This window comes from Bacillus sp. SIMBA_008 (genome assembly GCF_046535495.1).
In the GTDB taxonomy this organism is placed as follows: domain Bacteria; phylum Bacillota; class Bacilli; order Bacillales; family Bacillaceae; genus Bacillus; species Bacillus subtilis.
Genome location: NZ_JAWRWL010000001.1, coordinates 205,590 through 225,360, shown reverse-complemented (window position 1 = coordinate 225,360; position 19,771 = coordinate 205,590). Strand labels below are relative to the sequence as shown.

The following is a 19,771-nucleotide window of genomic DNA, read 5'->3' as shown; positions in this document are numbered from 1 at the left end:
TTGTGCGTTATTCCATCGGACTGCAAATTTCGATATAATGTCCATCCGGATCAGCGATATAGGCGACCGTCTGCCCCCATGGTTTCACTTTTGGCTCCCCGATAATCGATACGCCTTGTTCTCTCATCCTTTTGATGACAGCTTCTACATTTTCAGTAACAAACCCGATTTCAAATGTGTTTGAAGCAGATGTATCCGGAATGTCCAGCGCCGTGATGTCTCTGGCGCTTTCCCGCGTATTAAGCGCCAATATCGTAGACCCTGTATCAAATTCGATATACGTTCCGTGTTCAGCACGAATCGGCAGTCCTAAAATATCCCGGTAAAAATGAATAGCCCGCTTGCTGTCCGATACGTATAGAATAAGATATTTCATTGATAGATTCATTGAAAACCCCCTCAACATTTTCAATAGTCCTTCTAGCCCGGTATAGACGCTTCCATCCTTAAGCTCGGATCTTTCCACATCTGCGCCCATTTTTTCACAGCCGCCACGATAATAATGAAGCCTAACACCAGCATGATGATAGATAATACGCCATTCAATACACTATATCCTGCTGCTTCAGGATTGAGATACACATTGCGCACCATCCAATAGCCCGCATAATTGACAGTGACATATAAATAGGCAAGCGGGATAAGGCAAGTCAGAATGTATCGGCGTTTATCAGCGATTTTCAGCACGATGGTCGCTCCGATAATCAGCCCCACTGAAGCCATCAGCTGATTAGAAACGCCGAACAGCGCCCAAATGGAACCGATATCTCCTGAATACAGCAAGTACCCCCACATCAAACAGGCAAGCGCGCTGGCAAATACAGAGCCCGGAATCCAGTCTGTTTTCTTCAGCGGCTTATACACCTCCCCGAAGAAATCCTGGATCAAATAACGGGCGACGCGTGTGCCGGCGTCAATCGCTGTTAAAATAAAGACCGCTTCAAACATAATGACAAATTGGAAAAAGTATGAGGCCAAATGGCTGAAAAACGGCATTCCGGTAAAAATATAAGTCATTCCCACCGCAAGTGTGACGGCTCCCCCTGTTCTTCCTTCTAAGTCCAAACCGATTTCCCTGCTCAATTCAGGCAAATGTACGACATTCATGCCAAGCGTACGGAAAACCTCAGGCGTGCTGTTAATCGCAAAGTAATCAGCAGGCTGTAAAGCGGTCGCTGCAATCAGCGCCATGATGCCGACAAGACACTCAACAAGCATTGCGCCAAACGCAACCGGCTTCATATCACTCCATTTATTCAGCATTTTCGGTGTCGTTCCTGAGCCGACAAAGGCATGGAACCCAGAGATCGCCCCGCAGGCGATGGTTATTGAGATGAACGGCCAGACAGGTCCTGCCAGCACCGGCCCGCCGCCTTTTACGAATTCTGTAAACGCAGGGAACGGAATGGACGGATTGACGACAAACACACCAACAATCAAAGCGATAAAAACACCGATTTTCATAAAGCTGCTTAAATAATCACGCGGAGCAAGAAGCAGCCAAACGGGAAGCGCAGCCGCAAAAAACGCATAAACAGGAAGCGCTATTGCAAGCGTTTTCGTATCTAGTGTTAAAAAGTCACCGAGCGCTGTAGTCTGTACCCATGGACCGATAAAGACTCCTGCCATTAAAAAGAGAAAGCCGACCGTTGAAGCGAGCTTTAAATTTCCCGTTTTCTTATAAAATAAGCCCACACCCATCGCAATCGGTATCGTAATCCCTACCGCAAATGTTCCCCATGGATTACGTTCAAGCGCATGCAAGACAACCATCGACAGACCCGCCATTGTGATCGTGATGATAAACAGCATGGACAGTCCTGTACAAAATCCTGCAACAGGGCCAAGCTCATCCTTTGCCACTTCCGACAGCGATTTTCCGTTTTTGCGCATCGATGCAAACAACACCACAATATCATGGACGGCTCCCCCAATTACCGCCCCGATTAACAGCCACAATAATCCCGGCAAATAGCCAAACTGCGCCGCCAGAATTGGTCCGACCAGCGGCCCGGCCGCTGCGATCGCGGCAAAGTGGTGGCCGAACGAAACCCATTTATTTGTAGGCACATAGTCTTTCCCATCCTCAAGCGCATGAGCAGGTGTTGGCTTGTCATCATTCACTTTGAGAACCTTCACCATCATAAATGTTCCGTATAAACGATAGGCAATAGCCAAAATACACATTGATGCTATCACAATTGTAACCGCATTCATTTTCTCCCATCCCCTTTGCTGTTTTTCATAAATATATCATAATTTCATGGTGAAAAGCGGTCATTTTTTCCTATACAAAAAGCCGGCTTGAACGGGCCGGCTCGTGGCAGTTGAAAGACAAGCCGGAGAGAAATCTCCGGCTTAGCTTCTCTTATGACTGTTTTTTCAGGCGGATCACATTCCAGGAAAGCGGCGTGAAATGAGCAGTTAAGCCGTTTTCGCTGACAGACGATGTTCCGTTGGAATGCGGAACGACATTTTTTCTGTTATGCTGGTTTGTCGCTTTGATATCCTGATGCTCAAGTACGATGTGCTCTGCGATTTGGTAGGATTCAAAGCCTCTGAGCGAAATCTCCGTCTCCATCTGATCCTCAGCCTTGTTTACCGCAAAAATAGTGAGGGTTTCTTCCTCTTCAGAGTACACAACAGCAGCATCAACATATGGCACATCAGTGAAATCAGAACAGTCGTACTTCGGAGAAGAAATAAGCGGTTTCAGTGACTCGCCCCTTCCATAAACAGAAGCATGCATGTATGGATAGAAAATCGGCTGTCTCCATGCTTCTCCGCCTTTTTCCGTCATGATCGGCGCGATGACATTGACAAGCTGTGCAAGACACGCAATTTTCACACGGTCTGCGTGCTGCAGCATCGTAATGAGCAGAGAGCCGACTAATAAGGCATCTTCAAAATTGTAAATATCCTCTAAAATCGGACGCGCAGTGATCCACGGTTCGACTTTTTTATCAGCCTCATTTGAGTGATACCATACGTTCCATTCATCCAGAGATAGATTGATTGTTTTCTTGCTGCGTGTTTTTGCTTTTACATAGTCACAGGTCGCAGCGACTGATTTGATAAAATGATCCAAATCCATGGAACGGGCCAAGTAGTTTGGCAGATTGTTATCCCGGTTTCCGTAGTAAGTGTGAAGAGAGATATAGTCGACATGCTCATACGTATGCTCAAGCACCTTCGCTTCCCAATCGATAAAGGTCGGCATGCCGCTGTTTGAGCTGCCGCAGGCAACGAGTTCAATTGATGGGTCAACCCACTTCATGACCTTTGCTGTCTCTGCAGCAAGCCGTCCGTATTCATCAGCTGTTTTGTGGCCGATCTGCCACGGTCCATCCATTTCGTTTCCTAAGCACCATGTTTTGATGCCATACGGCTGTTCATAGCCATGCGATCTTCTTAAATCACTCCAGTAAGAGCCTTTCGGATGGTTGCAATATTCAACGAGATTACGAGCGGCATCTATGCCTCTTGTGCCAAGGTTGACGGCCATATTGACCTCAGTGTTCACCTTTTTTGCCCAAGATAAAAATTCATTTGTTCCCACTTCATTGGTTTCTGTCGTTTGCCATGCCAAGTCAAGCCGTCTCGGGCGGTTTTCGACTGGTCCGACACCGTCCTCCCAGTTGTATCCGGATAAAAAGTTTCCGCCCGGATAGCGGATGATGGGAACCTGTAATTCTTTGATCAGCGACTGGACATCTTTTCTAAATCCATCTTCATCCGCTTCAGGGTGATCAGGCTCGTATATGCCTTCATATACCGCACGACCCATATGTTCGATAAACGAGCCATAAATCCGTTTATCTACTTCACCGATTTTATATTCTTTGTCTACAATCATTCGCGCTTTTTTCATCACACGTTTCCTCCTTCATTAACCTTTGACTCCCCCTACCGTCAGGCCGGAGATAAAGTACTTTTGGAAAAACAAGAAAATAATAATCACCGGCAAAATCGCAAATACTGAGCCGGATATAAGCATGTCGTAATTATTTCCATAAGGGCTCAGCAAGCTGGACAGCCCTATTGGAAGCGTAAACATTTCTTTCGACCGAAGCACAATCAGCGGCCACAAGAAGTTGTTCCAGCTGTTTAAGGACTGAAGGATAATCATCGCACCGAAAGCCGGTTTCATCAGCGGTGCCATAATCCTGAAAAAGATGCCGAATTCCGTACAGCCGTCCATCCTTGCGGAGTCCAGCAGATCTCTTGGAAGGCCAAGGGCATATTGCCTGAAAAAGAAAACGGCAACAGGTGAAACGATAAACGGCAATATGACACCCGTATATGAATCGATCAAGTGCAGTCCGACAGTAAGCTTAAACAGAGGAAGCATCATCACTTCCAGCGGAACCATCATAATAATCAGCACAAGAACAAAGATGATATTTCTTCCCTTAAAATCATAAACCGCAAGCCCGTACCCGATCATCGAAGAAAAAAACAGAGTGAGCACGGTCGTAAAAAGCCCGAGTACAAGACTGTTAAAAAACCATTTGAAATAAATGCTGCCGCCATTAAACAGAAATGTGTAGTTATCAAAACTCATCACTTTTGGATCAATATCAAGATTCAGCCCTACACGCAAAAGCTCAGATGACGGCTTTAATGATCCTAAAAGCAAACAGAAAATCGGAAAAAGATACAATAGGCTCAGCATCATAAAAAACAGGGTTAGCGCAATTCTATAAACGCTAAACTGAGGACTGTGCCGCAACATTTATCCCTCCCCCTTAAACGAGCCTGACAGCTTTAATGAAATCAGGCTGACAACAAGGATCACAATCAAAAGCACAATGCCGATGGCCGCTCCGTATCCCATTTCATTGTAGGCAAGTCCCTGCTGATACAAATATCCGACAAGCGTCAGACCAATATTACCCGGGGAATTATTCTGCCAAAGGACGTAGCTTTCCTCAAACATCCTGAAGCCGCCGATGATGCTGATGGTCAGCACATATACGGTTACAGGCTTGAGAAACGGCAGCGTGATGTGCAGAAATTTTTTCATTGTATTCGCGCCGTCTATATCAGCGGCTTCGTACAGCTCTTTCGGCACATTTTGCAAACCGGCTAAAAAGTAAAGGATGTTGATTCCCATCCATCTCCATGAAGCAAGCAGCACCATCAAAAACATGCCGGTATGTTCATTGTTCATCCAGTTCTGAGGTGAAAAGCCGAGTTTGAGTAGGATGGAATTGGCCAGAGACGTTTCCATTTCTCCGAAGATCAGCCGAAAAATGATCCCCGCGACAATGGTGGAGGTCAATGCCGGGATGAATAATGCTGATTTAAATATATTTCTAAATTTGACCAGCTTTGAATTCAGGAATATGGCCAGAAGCAATGGAACAGGAATCAGCACGATCAGCGTCCAAAAGGTGTATTCCAGCGTATTCCAAAGGGCGGTATAGAACGTCGGGTTGTTTAGCGCTGTATAATTAGACAATCCGACAAAGGACACCTCTCCCGGCAAAATTCTTTGGAAGCTCATGATGAAGACACTAATGATGGGGTATAGAAAAAATACGAGAAAGGATAAAACGAATGGCGCTGTAAACAGATAGGGCGCCGCTTTTTTTGAATAAAACAGATCTCGCCAGCCTGATTGTTTCGCAGCTGAAGGAACGGGATGAACCGTTCCCGTTTTCACAGGTTTCATGAGAACCTCCCCGCTTTCACTTTTTGAATGGGATTCTATTTCTGTTTCAGTTCACCTGCCGCTCTGTCCAAGGCTTGTTTAGGCGTTTTTTGCTGAGATTTAAGCGCGTCGAACAATACGCTTCTGTTGACAAGGTCTGAAGCCTTGGCAAAATCCTCATGTAAATAAATTGGATTGATTTCATCCTTGATATCGAGCAGCACAGAAAAAATGCCTGTTCCGTTTTGGAAGTAATCCGTGTATTTGTTTTTCTCTTTCAATTCCTTGGAGCTCCAAACATCCCAGCGAAGCGGGTCAAAGCCGAGTACGCTCCAGAGTTTTTTATTTCCTTCTTCAGAGCCCTTCGCAAAGGCCAAAAACTCTTTTGCTAACTCAACATGCTTGGATTGCTTCGGTACAACAGTTGCCGTACCGCCCAAACCTGCCGAGCGGTCGCCCCCCTCTTTCCATGCCGGGAGCGGTCTGATGGCAATCTTCCCTTTCAGATCAGGCATATAATCGATAAATCTTCCCATATACCAAATCGGCATGAGGACTGAAGCAGCTCCTCCTTGGTTCATAAAGCCGTAGTATTCTTCACTGTGATGCCCGCCGCCCGGCGCAGGAATCATCGTTTTATCATTGATCATGTCTTTTAAATATTGAAGTGTTTTTACGTTGGTGTCATTATTGAGGATCAGCTTGCCGTTTTTATCAAAATAGCCTGAGTTTTGCTGTGAAATCATAGATAAGAACGTTGCGGAATCATTTGTTTCCACCGTTCCCATCGGCTTCCCGGTCACTTTGCGCACTTTCTGTCCGGCTTTATGGTAATCATCCCATGTTTTAATATCGTCAGGATTGACGCCGGCTTTTTTCATCACATCCATGTTATAAAACATGACCGTTGTCCCTACATGTGTATCGAGTCCGTAAAGCTTTCCGTTTTTGCTGTACAATGTCAGCCGCGCCTCAACGAATTTATCGCGATCCTTTTCAATCAGCGGAGTCAAGTCGGCAAGCGGTATGTCAGAGCCCTTCAAAAAGTTTGAAAAACGGGCCAATTCGACATCTGCAATATCAGGAACGCCTTCTCCCGCTATTAGGGAGATAGATAAGTTATCGTGCATTTGTCCATATGGATAAACGACCGTATTCAGCTTAATTTTGCGGTCAGGATATTTTTTGTTCCATTCCTTCACCATTTCTACATAGAACTGCTCATGAAGCCCGTTAAATGTCCAAAAGGTCAGCTCGGTTTCACCCGACTTCCCGGATGATCTTTCTGCTGAACACCCGGCAATGAGTAATGTCAGCAACATCATGAGCACAAGAAAACAGACAGTCATTTTTTTCATCTGCGTTACCCCTTCCATTCGAGGTGCGGGCTATTCATATAGACCATGGTTGATCAGTGTTTTGTTTTCATTAATGATTCTTAATCCGGTGCAGCGGTCTCTTAAGGTATGCGCGTGTCTGAAGGCATTCTTGACAGAATCCTGCCCGACACCGATTTCGTCAAAATACGCAGGGCCTCCGGCTGATCTCAGCCAATCAGCCAGCACTTCTCCTTCCGGGAGAGTTTGATAAGCCGATTGGATGGCTTGCCGCCGGCTCGGTGAAAATTCGTTCAATCCCTCATCCTTAGCGAGCTTTCTGTATGTGTCAGTTAATAAAACAGCTGCACAGCCCACCTTTGCCCCATGAAGAATCTGTGGCCGTTTTTTCTCCATTAATTCCATCTCAATCCAATGTGAAATATGATGTTCTCCGCCTGATGCCGGGCGGGAATGATCTAATGCCAGCATGACAAGCCCCGATACAAGTAAAGACTCCATCAAAACCCGTATGCCTGTTTCCGTTTTCATCGCAATGTCTTCTGTGTGTTCAATGCAGGCAGCAAGCGCCTCCTGAACGATCTTAGCTCCTGCAGGCGAATAAGGCTCACCGGCAAGATGCCGGGATATTTCCCAATCTGCTAAAGACGTGATTTTACCGAGCATGTCACCAAATCCAGCCGCCACCATTGACTGGGGTGCCGCTTTTAATAGATCCAGATCAGCGAACAGCGCAGATGGGGCCTTCGTTTGAATGGTTGTTTTCGTACCGTATAAAATAATTGGCGCCCCTGCTGATGTAAAACCGTCTACTGATGGAGCAGTCGGATAAGAAATAAACGGCAAATCTCTTTGAAACGCCGCAAAGCGGACGATATCATGAATCGTGCCCGAACCGACTGCGATCATGACATCCGTTGATTGTTTCGTATGGATCAGCACATGAATGAGCGATCGTTCATCAGCTGTCACATCTCCAGCTTCATTTTCTGGAATGATCAGGCACTCGGCCTGAAATCCTGCTTGATTCAGCTGATTTTCCAGATCAATTCCTGCAATGCGGTGTGTATTCGCGTCGCAGACAAGGACAATATGTTTATTGTTTTTTCGTTTTACATAATCCAAAAGCGAATCAGCTGCTTGTTTACCGAGAACAATTTCTTCAACTTTTATAGGTAACGTCTTTTCTCCGGCGTTTTCAAAAGCACGCTGAACGTCAGCTGCGATACGATTCATATCAGAATCCCCTCCTCAGCCAATTTGGTTACATCCTTAATAGAATCCAGCACATAATCCGGCGTGTACAAACGCTGTTCACCCTGTTTCGCAGAACCAGTTAGCACTAAGGCGCTTTTCATGCCATAAAGCTTCCCCATCGCAATGTCAGATTCAATGCTGTCTCCTATAATCATGCATTCATGTGCGGACAGCCCCATTGCTGTACAGGCAGCCTCCGCCATCAGCCATGACGGTTTTCCGACAACAAGTTCAGTCTTCGCTTGTGCGGAAGCCTCTATTGCCCCAATCATTCCAGCCACATCAATGGCATTTCCGTCTTCGTTCGGAAAAGAGCGGTCTTTGTTTGTAGCGATAATACGAGCGCCGCCGGCAGCCGCTTGAAAGGCTTGATTTAAATCGTCGTACGTGAGCGTTTCATGAAGGGAGATCACGAGCCAATCCGCTTCCTTCGGTTCGTTCGCGTTCTGCACACCGGCCAGCCTCAGCTCGTCAACCAAGCCTTGTTCCCCAAGCACCCATACCTTTGAAAAACGATAATGTTTTTTCAGAAAAGCCGCTGTCACGCTTGATGACAGAACAATGTCGTTTACGTCCGTTTCAATCCCCGCGCCAAGAAGTTTTTTTCTGCACATGGCACGGGAGATATTCCCCCGGTTGCTTAAAAAGACGATTTTCTTTCCCATTCTCCTAAGCGTTTTGATCGCTTCTCTAGCTCCTTCGATCAACTCATTTCCTCTGAATACAGTACCGTCCAAGTCAATCAGAATGCCAGCCGGTGACACAGGCGTATCATGACTGGCCATAATACGCATTTGCTCCGTGTTTTCGATAAAAATGCTTTTCATGCAGGACTGTATTGATTGGGGTTACATCCTTGTTCAGCATAATGGAGTGATAGGCCATTTCGGCAACCGTTTCTAATACAACTGCGTTATGAATGGCATTTAAGGCGTCAGTGCCCCAGCAGAACGGTCCGTGATTATTCACGAGCACACCCGGCACCTGTTCGTAATTATGATGCTGAAAGGTTTCCGCTATGACTTTTCCTGTATTCAGTTCGTAGTCATGAATGATTTCTTCATCATACATTTCTCGAGTACATGGAATCGCACTGTCAAAATAATCAGCATGGGTCGTGCCTAACGGAGGGATGTCTCTGCCCGATTGTGCCCAGCTTGTCGCCCATTGAGAATGGGTATGGACAATTCCCCCGATATTCGGAAAGGCTTTATATAAATAAACATGGGTAGGTGTATCTGAAGAAGGCTTAAGCGAGCCTTCGACGACCTCTCCATCAAGGTTCAAAACAACCAAGTCATCGGCTGTCAGATCGCTGTATTCGACTCCGCTAGGTTTGATGACAATTCTTTCTTTTTCACGGTCAATACCGCTGACATTTCCCCACGTAAAGGTTACCAGCTGATGCTCTTGAAGCTTCAGGTTGGCAGCCAGCACTTCCTTTTTTAATGTTTCAAGCATGCTCCATCACCCTTTATCAATTCTTTTTGGCGGCAGATGAAAATTGAAGATTTTTGATCGTTTTCAGACGTTTCATGACATGGTTTTCTTTTCCGAAATAATGAACCAGCTCTTTATATTCAGCGTACAATTTTTCATAAACCGCGGCGTTTTCGGCATTTGGCGTATAAGTTATATCTTTCAGTTTTCCCATGTTCGCCGCTGCCTCTTTGATGTCATCGTAGCCGCCTTTTTCTTTGCCTGCTGCAAGCGCGCCGAAAATGGCAGATCCTAAGGCTGGGGCTTGCGGTGAACCAGAGATTTTAATGTCCATATTTGTCACATCCGCATAAATCTGCATGACAAACGGGTTTTTCTCAGCTATTCCGCCGGCTGCGAACAGTTCCTCAATCGGGACACCGCTTTCTTTGAATGTTTCGATAATCATCCGGGTTCCGTAAGCTGTCGCTTCAACTAACGCTCTATAAATCTCTTCAGGCTTCGTCAGCAGTGTCATGCCAAGCAGCATCCCTGTTAAATCTGCATCAACAAGAGTTGAACGGTTTCCATTCCACCAATCTAAAGCAAGCAAGCCGCTTTCACCAGGCGCTTGATGGTTTGCTTTCTCACTCAGCAGCTCATGAACGCCAATGTTTTTTTCCTTTGCTTCCTCTTGATAAGCTGGCGGGACACATGTTTTCACAAACCAGTCAAAATGATCGCCGACACAGGACTGCCCGGCTTCATATCCCGCATAGCCCGGGAGAATTCCGTTGTCCACAACGCCGCACATTCCTGGAACGATATGCACCTCTTCACCAAGTAGAACATGGCACGTCGAGGTTCCCATAATCATCAGCATTTTCCCTGGCTCTGTAATGCCGACCGCCGGTACCGAAACATGAGCGTCCACATTGGCAACCGCAACAGCCGTTCCCGGGAGAAGCCCTGTCAGCTTTGCCATTTTTTCAGTCAGACTGCCGGCTTTTTCTCCTACTGAATGAATAGAACCTGACAATTTGTCCTTTGTAATCGTTTTCATTGAAGGATTTAATTTCTCAAAGAAATTATCTGACGGATACCCCGCTTTTTCACTCCACATCGCTTTATACCCTGCGGTACAATTGCTTCGCTTGAGCGAGCCGCACAGCTGGTACACGATCCAGTCTGCAGCCTCGATGATCCGGTCAGCCGCTTCATAAATGTGAGGCGCTTCCTCGGCAATTTGCATGACCTTTGGAATCATCCATTCTGATGAAATTTTTCCTCCGTACCGCTGTAAAAAAGCCTCTCCTTCTTCTTCCGCGATTTGATTGAGCCGATCAGCATGTTTTTGGGCCGCATGATGCTTCCAGAGCTTCACATAGCTGTGCGGCTCCTCTTCATATTCAGGCAGCATGCATAACGGCTGCCCGCTGCTGTCAATAGGAAGGATCGTACATGCCGTGAAATCAATTCCAATCCCGATAATGTCTTTCGGGTCAACGCCCGTCTGTTCGAGTAAAGACGGAATGGTTGTTTCCAAGACTTCGAGGTAATCAGCAGGGTGCTGCAGCGCCCAGTCACGCGGCAGCTTTTGACCCGTTTTTGGAAGGACGGTATCAATGACAGCATGCCTGTATTCTTTTACAGCAGCTGCAAGTTCCTCCCCTGTTTGGACATGAACGAGCACCGCTCTTCCTGATAAAGTTCCAAAATCAACCCCTATTGTGTAAGCCATGTGACATCCCCCTCTACTTTTGAAGCCGGTAAAGCGCCTCGTTCCATTTTAACTCGTGTTTCAGTTTATGAATTGTCGTATCACGGGAAATGAGAACACTTTCGATCCCCGCCATTTCCGCCCAATCAAGCATTTGCTCCGCTGTCAGTTCATAAGACAGGCAGGTATGGTGTGCACCGCCGGCTAAAATCCATGCCTCCGCTGCTGTTTTCAATGACGGCTCCGGCTTCCAGAGAACACGGGCAACCGGTAAATTCGGCATGTCTTTTTCAATTTCCTGGCCGGTGACTTCATTCAGCACAAGGCGGAAACGCCCGCCAATATCAACAATGCTAGCTTGAATGGCAGAACCGCTGATGCCGTTAAATACAAAACGCGCAGGGTCCTCTTTGCCGCCAATCGAAAGCGGATGAACCTCGATTTTCGGCTGATCCAAAGCGACAGTCGGACACACTTCAAGCATGTGAGAGCCCAGAATCATTTCATTTCCCGGTTCAAAATGGTACGTGTAATCTTCCATGAAGGAAGTTCTTTTTCCTTTAGCCATGATTTTCATCATCCGTACAAGGGCCGCTGTCTTCCAATCTCCTTCACCGGCAAACCCATAGCCTTTCTCCATCAGGCGCTGAACGGCAAGTCCCGGCAGCTGTTTCATTCCGTGCAGCACTTCAAACGATGTCGTAAACGCTGTGTATCCGCCTTGCTCAAGAAAAGCGGTTAAGCCAAGTTCAATTTTCGCCTGTTCTTTAATGGACGCTACCTTTGCTTCGTCACGTTTTGTTTCCTCACTGATCACATATAGTCTGTCATACTCGGCATAAAGCGTGTCAACCTCGTCGTCCGTAATGCGATCCATCACTTCAACGAGATCCCCGATGCCATATCCGTCAACCTGCCAGCCAAATTGAATATGCGCTCCCACCTTGTCTCCGTCCGTTACCGCGACATGACGCATGTTATCTCCAAATCTGGCAACCTTAATATGTCTGCTTTCATTTAATGCAGCCGCCGTATCCATCCACTGGGACATTTCTTTTTTCACTTCTTCATCATCCCAATAGCCGGCAATGACTTTTCGGCTAAGCCCCATTCTCGAGTTGATGTAACCGTACTCTCGATCGCCATGCGCGGATTGGTTGCTGTTCATAAAATCCATGTCAATCGTACCCCACGGGATATCGCGATTATATTGGGTATGCAAATGCATAAGCGGTTTTTGATAAGAGGAAAGGCCTTCTATCCACATTTTTGCAGGGGAAAATGTGTGCATCCATGTAATGATGCCAGCACATGTCTCACTGTACTCCGCTTCTCTTAACAGCTCTCTAATGGTTTCCGGTGAAGTGACGACGGGCTTATGAGTGATTTTATATCTGGAAGAAACCCCGCTGAGCCCCTCACAAATGCTTTTAGCATGCTGATCTACGAGTTCCAGCGTCTCTTCCCCGTATAGGTGCTGGCTTCCTGTCACAAACCAGAATTCATAATCCTTTGTCTGAAGCATGTAAACTGCCCCTTTCTCATAAAATAAAACGCTTTCAAATACAAAAGATACGTACTAATGATAGAAAATAAACCTATAAATAAATATTTGTACGAACAATTTTATTATAGTAATTGACTATTATACTGTCAATCTTTTCTTTTAAAAAAAGCCGGGGGCAGAGCCCGGCTTTTTGATTCAATAGGACGGCCAGCCCGAGCTCCAATTCAAATCATTGATGAGAAGCTTTGGAATGCCGTTGTCATTGGCATCATAGGCATGACGAACAAGAATGTTTCCGTTCACAATATCCTGGCCTCCAGGTCCTTTCCATTGGTCATTGCCCGAATCCAAAATGGTGCCTCCGCCTTCAAGCATGCTTTTTCCGCTTTTATCAAGATAAGGGCCTGTAATGTTTTTGGATCTTCCGTAAGCAATTTTGTACGTACTGTTTACCCCGTCACAGCATTTATCAAATGAAACCATTAAATAGTAATAGCCATTTTGATACGTAAGAGTAGGAGCTTCTAAGGCACCCCCATTATTCGGTCTAGCTGCAATCGAATAGAGCGAGCCTGTAGGCTTCATCGTACTCTTATCGAGCTTAGTCAGCTTAATGCCGCTCCAAAACGAGCCGAATGCAAGCCACGGATTGCCATCCTTGTCGAATGTCAGCTCCGGATCAATGGCGTTATAATTATTGGAGCTTGTCGAACGGATCACCAAGCCCTCGTCCTTCCAGCTCCCCGAACTGATGCTTGTTGAAGATGCCAGGCCAATGGCAGATGTATTGCTTCCAAAAGAAGAAACGGAATAATACAGCCAGTACTTGCCGTTATAGTATTGGATGTCCGGCGCCCACTGGTTTAGACCATAATTCGGCACATAATTGGACCACCACGATAGCGGTGTAGTGAAAATGGATTTTTGTACGGTCCAATTTTTAGCGTCTGAAGACTTCAAAACCCGCAGTCCCCGTTCTTCAGTAAGCCCTGTTCCGAGCGCATACCATGAGCTCCCCTCTTTAATCATAGTCGGGTCATGAAGCAGCTCATTGGATGCACCCCAAAATGCTGCCTCTGCGGGAGCAGCAGAAGTGAATATCAAACCTGCAGCCAGAGCGGCACTCGAAAAGTGTAAGAAGCGTTTCCATGTTTTTTTCTTTTTCAATTTTGTTCAACCTCCTTTATATTAGAAAGCGCTTACAAATTAGATTATTTATCCTCCCTTCCTGTCAAATCGAGCTGCGTATCGTATATCGTCATGTTCAGGAAATTTTCGGTATCCCCTTTATTGTAGTCACTATGCTGTAATTTGTACAGACAAAAAAATAGAATCCGCCTCAATAGGCGGATTCTTCCGTATCTTTATTGGTACGTAATTTCGTCAACCGTTTTTCGGTCTAACTTCTTAATGACTTCTGTAATTAACTTTACCGCGTTTTCATAATCATCACGATGCAGCATGGCCGCGTGCGTATGAATGTAGCGGGTTGCAATGGTAATGGACAGTGCAGGAACGCCATTTGCCGTCAAATGGATGGCACCCGAATCAGTTCCGCCGCCGGCAATGGCATCAAATTGGTACGGAATGCCGGCTTCCTCTGCAGTTGCCACAACTGCATCACGCAAACCTTTGTGAGAGACCATGGATGCATCGTAAACGATAATCTGCGGGCCTTTGCCCATTTTGCTCTGCGCTTCCTTCTCGGAAATGCCAGGCGTGTCTCCTGCTATCCCTACATCAACACCAAACGCAATATCAGGCTGAATGGTGTGTGCAGCCGTTTTCGCTCCCCTCAGCCCAACTTCCTCCTGCACGGTTCCGACGCCATACACTATATTTGGATGGTCTGTGTTTTGTAAGTTTCTTAACACATCAATTGCAATCGCACAGCCGATGCGGTTGTCCCACGCCTTTGCGAGTAGGAATTTTTCATTGTTCATGACCGTAAATTCAAAATGCGGAACGATCATATCTCCCGGAAGTACCCCCCACTCCAAGGCTTCTTCCCGGCTTGAAGCTCCAATATCAATAAACATGTCTTTTATTTCCACTGATTTTTTTCTTGCTTCAGGAGACAAAATATGAGGCGGCTTAGATCCGATAACCCCAGTGATTTCTCCTTTTTTTGTGACAATGGTGACCCGCTGAGCAAGCATAACCTGAGCCCACCAGCCGCCAACGGTTTGAAAACGGATAAAGCCTTTATCTGTGATTTGTGTCACCATAAAGCCGACTTCATCCAAATGTCCGGCGATCATAATTTTCGGGCCGTTTTCTGCACCAGTTTTTTTGGCAATTAAACTGCCAAGGCGATCTGTTGTCACCTCATCAGCAAATGGTTCTATGTATGATTTCATCACTTGCCTTACTTCTCTTTCATTGCCCGGTATGCCTTTTGCATCTGTTAAATCTTTCAGCATGGTCAATGTTTCATCTAATTTTGCCATGTTCCAAACCCTCCTTCATCAGTCCTGCATTCTTATTATACAGAACATAGCGCTAACCATACGACTATTTCACTTGAAAATCGGGTATATGTTTTTACAGCTTTCTTTTAGAAAAAGTGAAACCTTTTTCTATGCTTTTCGTATTACATCAGATCATCACCATAAGGGAGGTGCCTTCACACAATGTTTGTCATGGTTCTAAGGATTATTTTGCTTGCACTTTTTGCTTATTGTATTTATGCCGTGGTCAAATATGTCGCGAATCCTAAGAGAAGGCTTAAGCTGGCCCAATCAAAAGAACATTTTTATATTATTGATGAACAAAACAATACCCGGAAGAATTTTCAGCTGACGTATAAAGGCGTGCTTTTTGAGGGAGAAAAGCATATTCCTTCCAAGGATCATCCGCTGTTTATTCACACGATCTTTGTCTGGACAGAATCTCCTGAGAAGCTGAAGCATTTCTCTGCAAAAGATTTTGAGAGCATTGAAGAAAAAGTGCTGGAACGATATCCAAATTGTAAGATTGACTGGGACCAGCCCATTAAACTCGCAAAAAAAGCAGAAGAGCGTTAAACGCTTTTCTGCTTTTTATAAATCAAACGGGCTGTAGTAAATAGCGATGAGAATCGCTTCAATTACCAGAAGAAGCGGTACTCCGTACTTAAAAGAAGCGTGTTTCGTTTTATGTCTGAAGGTTTGCATGCCAAGCCAGACACCGAGCGCTCCAAACACGATGGCTATCAGCCACAGCCGGTCTTCAGAAATTCTCCACTTGTGCTGCTGCGCTTTGCGTTTGTCAATGCCCATCACCCAAAAACCGCACAGATTAATCAACACCAAATAAGCAGCAATAATCATGTTGCCTCATCCTTTATATAGAAAAAGCCGCTCTGCTGGAGAGCGGCTCTATATGATTACTTGTTTAATTGAGCTTTAGCAGCATCAGCAAGCTGATTGAATGCAGTAAGATCGTTTACAGCAAGATCAGCAAGCATTTTACGGTTTACTTCGATACCAGAAAGCTTAAGACCGTGCATTAAACGGCTGTAAGAAAGGCCGTTCATGCGAGCAGCTGCGTTGATACGAGTGATCCAAAGTTTACGGAAATCACGTTTTTTCTGACGACGGTCACGGAAAGCATAGTTTCCAGATTTCATGACCTGCTGGTTAGCTACTTTGTATAATGTATGTTTTGAACCGAAATAACCTTTTGCTAATTTAAGAACCTTTTTACGACGCTTACGTGTAACAGTTCCGCCTTTTACTCTTGGCATTGAATTTCCCTCCTAATTGTTCCTTATCCGATTACTTGATGTTAGCAAGCATTTGTTTGATACGTTTGAAGTCTCCTGCGCTTACAACAGCACTCTTGCGAAGCTTACGCTTTTGCTTTTGAGATTTGTTGGCGAATAAGTGACTTGTGTACGCGTGAGAACGTTTTAACTTCCCAGAACCTGTCTTTTTAAAACGTTTAGCAGATCCGCGGTGAGTTTTCATTTTTGGCATGGGATTTCCTCCTTATTGCTTTTCGTTTTTCGGTGCGAGCATTAAGAACATGCTGCGGCCGTCCATTTTTGGTTTTGTTTCGACTGTCGCAACCTCAGCACATGCTTCGGAGAAACGGTCTAATACACGCTGACCGATTTCTTTATGAGTGATTGCGCGTCCTTTAAAGCGGATAGAAGCTTTCACTTTATCGCCTTTTTCAAGGAATTTAATCGCATTGCGCAATTTCGTGTTAAAGTCATGCTCATCGATTGTCGGACTTAACCGAACTTCTTTTAAGTTAATGATTTTTTGATTCTTGCGTGCTTCTTTTTCCTTTTTCTGCTGCTCAAATCGGAACTTACCGTAGTCCATGATTCGGCAGACAGGCGGTTTTGCATTCGCTGCAACTAACACAAGGTCAAGATTTGCGCGGCCGGCGATTTCAAGTGCTTCCTGACGGGACTTGATTCCAAGCTGGTCGCCATTTTGTCCGATTAAACGGACCTCACGTGCACGGATACCCTCATTAACCAATTGATCTTTGCTAATAATGAGCCACCTCCATAGTTTCTTCGAATTGATTCACAACTCATTTTGAATGCATTTTGCAGGCAAACAAAAAGTGTGGGCATTATAAAACACCCACACTACGAACATCTGTATCAATAAAAATGTACGGTCAACCTGCCAACTACATGCATGTGTCAATCAGGTGAGAAGCGGGTGCTTCTGCTTGTGATTTATATTCAATTCAATAACTATTCTACACAATACCGGATCTTTAGTCAAGGACGACTTATCCGGAACAACTTTTACATTGTAACATGGGTTTTCTATGAGCGCAAGAGAGAAAAAGAAAATCTTTCATCCCCACCCAGAATGCAAAGAACCAACAATTCCCCCCTTATTTCGCAATTTACAACAAAACCACCGACAGGAAGAAATGTAAAACAAAGTTAATCTCTGACCGATATAAGAAGCAGAAGGGAGCCTGACACATGAACAAACTGATACAGCTTGCTTTATTTTTCACATTGATATTAACCGGTTGCTCGAATAGCAGCACATCTTCCGAATCAAAAGTCGAAACTGTTAAGACAACTGCAGCATTTCCTCAAAAGGGGCTGGAGAAAGAGCTAAAAAAACTAAAACCCGTTTCATTGGACATGAAGTTCGAGAGTCCACTTGCTACTGAGTTAGGAAAGCGGAAGGCAAAAGAAGAAGCTGAAAAGCAAAGACAAATCGCCGCAGAGAAAAAGCTTGAAAAAGAGCGGGAGGCGAAACGAAAGAAACAGCAGGAGGAAAAAGCAGAGAGACAGCGATTAGCAGAGCAGCAGGCGGCAGAGAATCAGCGATTAGCGGAAGCAAAAAGACAAGCTGAACTTGAAAGACAGCGGCAGGCAGCAATCCAAAAAGAGCAGAAAGCGAACGCTGAGAAAAAGCGGCAATCACAGGCACAACGGCAGCAGACCGAGGCACCCTCATCTAATAGTAAAAATCCACCATCTTCCTCGAGTCAGACAGATAAAACCATTCAACAGCCAGCTTCAGAGCTTCCTGATGACGATGGTTATGGTTATGAAGAACGAAAAAAGTGGCATGACGATCAAGTAGAATGGGGCATTAAACAAGGGTATATCGATCCCGAAGACGCACCATAAAATAAAAAAAGCCAAGGCATTCAGCCTTGGCTTATCCTCCGATCAGCTGCACGAACACAGGGATGACCAGAACCGTTACCACTCCTACTACGACAACAGCAATACTTGCCATCGCAGCTTCAACTTCTCCCATCTCAATCCCGACCGCTACACCAAGTGCATGTCCGGATGTTCCAAGAGCCAATCCTTTAGAAATCGGATTTTTCACTTTAAACACCTTCAAGAACAATGCTCCGAGCGCATATACGATGACAGCGTTAAAGATGACCGCAAAGGCTGTGATGTCGCTGATGCCCCCGATGCCTTTTGATAAAGGAAGCGCAATTGCCGTTGTAGCCGCCTGCGGAAGCATGCTTTTCATTACGGCCGAATCGAGATGAATGCCTTTAGCGAGCAGATAAACAATCGTGACAGAGCAGATAGAGCCGGCAATAATGGAGGCCATGATTTGCCACCAGTATTTTTTAAGCTTATCTCTTTGTTTGTACAAAGGAATTGCAAATGCGATCGTTGCCGGTTCAAGGAAAAACTTAATGATCTCTCCCCCGTTATTATAATCCGCGTAGGAAAAACCGCCGATTTTTAAAAATGCGATCCCCAGCACCATGGCAACAAACAAAGGAGTGAAAAGGAAGAAGCCTTTCGTTTTCTTAAATAAAAAGGTGCCGATGCCGAATGCAGCAAGTGATACGACAATCCCAAAATAAGGACTCATTGTGCTTTCCATTTGAAGAACCTCCTGTTTCCCTTAATGGTGAACGAGTTCGTTATTGTTCTGCGGGCTTTGTACTGTTTTTGTTTTCATGTCCGCTGCGGTCTTGCGTTTTCCGCTCAGCGAAAGAATCAGCTGAGAAAACAATCCCGTAGCCCCCAGCAAAATAATCGTTGCGAGCAGAATGACAAGAACAATTTGCAGGCCGTATTGCTGCATCACACCAAGCGAATTCATAACAGATATACCTGACGGAACAAATAAAAATCCGATCAGAGAGGTTAAAGACGTTCCGAGCGTTTCCACTTGTTCCAGTTTAATGACTTTCAAACATAATAGGAGAAATAATAAGACCAACCCTACAACCGATGCCGGGATAGGTATTGGGACAATAGCGGCAATCATATTTGAAACCAGCATAATGACGGCAAAAATAAATGCTTGTGTTAAAAACCCGTACACTTTTTTAGCACTCATTTTCTTCACCTCTTTCTCTTTGGTACCCTCATTATAAATAAGAATCCCCTGTTATAAAGCGCTTACAAGATAACATGCCGAATA

At 45.3% G+C, this 19,771-nt stretch carries 21 protein-coding genes, 1 pseudogene and 1 other annotated feature; of the genes and pseudogenes, 2 read left to right on the top strand and 20 right to left on the bottom strand.

Annotated elements, in window-relative coordinates; all coding sequences use genetic code 11:
* Positions 1–7: 7 nt before the first annotated feature.
* The 14 genes and pseudogenes from SB658_RS01130 to SB658_RS01065 all read right to left on the bottom strand — a co-directional run bounded on the left by SB658_RS01130 (position 8) and on the right by SB658_RS01065 (position 15,346).
* On the bottom strand, positions 8–376 hold the full coding sequence (locus SB658_RS01130; protein ID WP_015384319.1) for a VOC family protein: 369 nt from the start codon (positions 374–376) through the stop codon (positions 8–10).
* A pseudogene (locus SB658_RS01125) lies at positions 291–478 on the bottom strand (hypothetical protein). The gene SB658_RS01130 and the pseudogene SB658_RS01125 overlap by 86 nt, the downstream one beginning before the upstream one ends.
* Positions 421–2,217: a carbon starvation protein CstA gene (gene cstA / locus SB658_RS01120; RefSeq protein ID WP_014477607.1), complete on the bottom strand. Its 1,797-nt coding sequence runs from the start codon at positions 2,215–2,217 to the stop codon at positions 421–423. Before cstA ends, SB658_RS01125 begins: the two are co-directional and overlap by 58 nt.
* Positions 2,218–2,368: 151 nt before the next feature.
* Positions 2,369–3,871, bottom strand: coding sequence for an alpha-L-arabinofuranosidase AbfA (gene abfA / locus SB658_RS01115; RefSeq protein ID WP_003222445.1), 1,503 nt, complete (start codon positions 3,869–3,871; stop codon positions 2,369–2,371).
* A gap of 18 nt (positions 3,872–3,889) precedes the next feature.
* Complete coding sequence (gene araQ / locus SB658_RS01110) at positions 3,890–4,735, bottom strand: arabinooligosaccharides ABC transporter permease AraQ (protein ID WP_003229508.1); 846 nt, start codon at positions 4,733–4,735, stop codon at positions 3,890–3,892.
* On the bottom strand, positions 4,736–5,677 hold the full coding sequence (gene araP, locus SB658_RS01105) for an arabinooligosaccharides ABC transporter permease AraP (RefSeq protein WP_003229507.1): 942 nt from the start codon (positions 5,675–5,677) through the stop codon (positions 4,736–4,738).
* A 35-nt stretch (positions 5,678–5,712) separates the two neighbouring features.
* A complete protein-coding gene (gene araN / locus SB658_RS01100; RefSeq protein ID WP_074794645.1) occupies positions 5,713–7,014 on the bottom strand; it encodes an arabinooligosaccharides ABC transporter substrate-binding protein AraN in 1,302 nt (433 codons plus the stop codon).
* 30 nt (positions 7,015–7,044) lie between these two features.
* Positions 7,045–8,229, bottom strand: coding sequence for a sn-glycerol-1-phosphate dehydrogenase (egsA, locus tag SB658_RS01095; protein WP_074794650.1), 1,185 nt, complete (start codon positions 8,227–8,229; stop codon positions 7,045–7,047).
* Positions 8,226–9,044, bottom strand: coding sequence for a sugar-phosphatase AraL (gene araL, locus SB658_RS01090; RefSeq protein ID WP_074794671.1), 819 nt, complete (start codon positions 9,042–9,044; stop codon positions 8,226–8,228). The genes egsA and araL overlap by 4 nt, the downstream gene beginning before the upstream one ends.
* On the bottom strand, positions 9,022–9,711 hold the full coding sequence (gene araD, locus SB658_RS01085) for an L-ribulose-5-phosphate 4-epimerase (RefSeq protein ID WP_003229501.1): 690 nt from the start codon (positions 9,709–9,711) through the stop codon (positions 9,022–9,024). Before araD ends, araL begins: the two co-directional genes overlap by 23 nt.
* Positions 9,712–9,727: 16 nt before the next feature.
* Positions 9,728–11,410 carry a ribulokinase gene (araB, locus tag SB658_RS01080; protein ID WP_080529649.1) on the bottom strand — a complete coding sequence of 561 codons (1,683 nt, stop codon included), beginning with the start codon at positions 11,408–11,410 and terminating at the stop codon, positions 9,728–9,730.
* Between the two features lie 13 nt (positions 11,411–11,423).
* Entirely contained in the window at positions 11,424–12,914 is a 1,491-nt protein-coding gene (araA, locus tag SB658_RS01075; RefSeq protein WP_101172345.1) for an L-arabinose isomerase, read from the bottom strand.
* Between the two features lie 177 nt (positions 12,915–13,091).
* On the bottom strand, positions 13,092–14,063 hold the full coding sequence (gene abnA, locus SB658_RS01070; RefSeq protein WP_144500644.1) for an arabinan endo-1,5-alpha-L-arabinosidase AbnA: 972 nt from the start codon (positions 14,061–14,063) through the stop codon (positions 13,092–13,094).
* A 197-nt stretch (positions 14,064–14,260) separates the two neighbouring features.
* Entirely contained in the window at positions 14,261–15,346 is a 1,086-nt protein-coding gene (locus SB658_RS01065; RefSeq protein WP_003229495.1) for a M42 family metallopeptidase, read from the bottom strand.
* Between the two features lie 183 nt (positions 15,347–15,529).
* Between SB658_RS01065 and ysdB the strand changes: the two genes are divergently transcribed.
* Positions 15,530–15,922, top strand: a complete 393-nt coding sequence (gene ysdB / locus SB658_RS01060) for a sigma W pathway protein YsdB (RefSeq protein ID WP_029318219.1) — start codon at positions 15,530–15,532, stop codon at positions 15,920–15,922.
* A gap of 15 nt (positions 15,923–15,937) precedes the next feature.
* Here the strand turns inward: ysdB and SB658_RS01055 are convergent, their stop codons facing one another.
* The 4 genes from SB658_RS01055 to infC are packed head-to-tail and all read right to left on the bottom strand — an operon-like array spanning position 15,938 to position 17,389.
* Positions 15,938–16,207, bottom strand: a complete 270-nt coding sequence (locus tag SB658_RS01055) for a DUF1294 domain-containing protein (protein WP_003229490.1) — start codon at positions 16,205–16,207, stop codon at positions 15,938–15,940.
* A gap of 56 nt (positions 16,208–16,263) precedes the next feature.
* Positions 16,264–16,623 carry a 50S ribosomal protein L20 gene (rplT, locus tag SB658_RS01050; protein ID WP_003222420.1) on the bottom strand — a complete coding sequence of 120 codons (360 nt, stop codon included), beginning with the start codon at positions 16,621–16,623 and terminating at the stop codon, positions 16,264–16,266.
* 31 nt (positions 16,624–16,654) lie between these two features.
* Complete coding sequence (gene rpmI / locus SB658_RS01045; protein WP_003222418.1) at positions 16,655–16,855, bottom strand: 50S ribosomal protein L35; 201 nt, start codon at positions 16,853–16,855, stop codon at positions 16,655–16,657.
* A gap of 12 nt (positions 16,856–16,867) precedes the next feature.
* The gene (gene infC, locus SB658_RS01040) at positions 16,868–17,389 is read right to left on the bottom strand and encodes a translation initiation factor IF-3 (protein ID WP_010886591.1); all 522 of its coding nucleotides are present in this window, start codon (positions 17,387–17,389) and stop codon (positions 16,868–16,870) included.
* A 58-nt stretch (positions 17,390–17,447) separates the two neighbouring features.
* Positions 17,448–17,578, bottom strand: a sequence feature (ribosomal protein L20 leader region).
* Between the two features lie 257 nt (positions 17,579–17,835).
* Here infC and SB658_RS01035 point away from each other — a divergent pair.
* Positions 17,836–18,498 carry a hypothetical protein gene (locus SB658_RS01035; RefSeq protein ID WP_041851081.1) on the top strand — a complete coding sequence of 221 codons (663 nt, stop codon included), beginning with the start codon at positions 17,836–17,838 and terminating at the stop codon, positions 18,496–18,498.
* A gap of 31 nt (positions 18,499–18,529) precedes the next feature.
* On the opposite strand, the gene lrgB is transcribed toward SB658_RS01035, so the two are convergent.
* Both lrgB and lrgA read right to left on the bottom strand, forming a co-directional pair.
* Positions 18,530–19,225: an antiholin-like protein LrgB gene (gene lrgB / locus SB658_RS01030; protein WP_003229482.1), complete on the bottom strand. Its 696-nt coding sequence runs from the start codon at positions 19,223–19,225 to the stop codon at positions 18,530–18,532.
* 21 nt (positions 19,226–19,246) lie between these two features.
* Positions 19,247–19,687, bottom strand: a complete 441-nt coding sequence (gene lrgA / locus SB658_RS01025) for an antiholin-like murein hydrolase modulator LrgA (RefSeq protein WP_014477620.1) — start codon at positions 19,685–19,687, stop codon at positions 19,247–19,249.
* Positions 19,688–19,771: the final 84 nt, after the last annotated feature.